Origin of the sequence: Gordonia sp. i37 (assembly GCF_002043085.1) — a bacterium.
In the GTDB taxonomy this organism is placed as follows: Bacteria; Actinomycetota; Actinomycetes; order Mycobacteriales; family Mycobacteriaceae; genus Gordonia; species Gordonia polyisoprenivorans.
The window spans coordinates 1-202 of record NZ_MVPX01000598.1 but is presented as its reverse complement, the minus strand read 5'-3'; the positions used below and the strand labels follow the sequence as shown (position 1 = coordinate 202).

The following is a 202-nucleotide window of genomic DNA, read 5'->3' as shown; positions in this document are numbered from 1 at the left end:
GATGCCCTCGACAACGCGCTGATGGAATCGACGATCGGGCTCTACAAGACCGAACTCATCAACACCGGTCGCACCTGGACCGACCTCGCCGAGGTCGAACGTGAGACCGCAGCGTATGTGTTCTGGTTCAACACCGACCGCCTGCACTCGTCGCTGGGCTACTGCTCACCCATCGAATACGAGACGCGCTACCGTGAGAGCG

General features: G+C 60.9%; 1 protein-coding gene. It reads left to right on the top strand.

What is annotated here, in order from left to right; all coding sequences use genetic code 11:
• Positions 1 to 202, top strand: a 202-nt coding sequence (locus B1964_RS28555) for an integrase core domain-containing protein (protein ID WP_139765933.1), incomplete at both ends; no start/stop codon positions are given.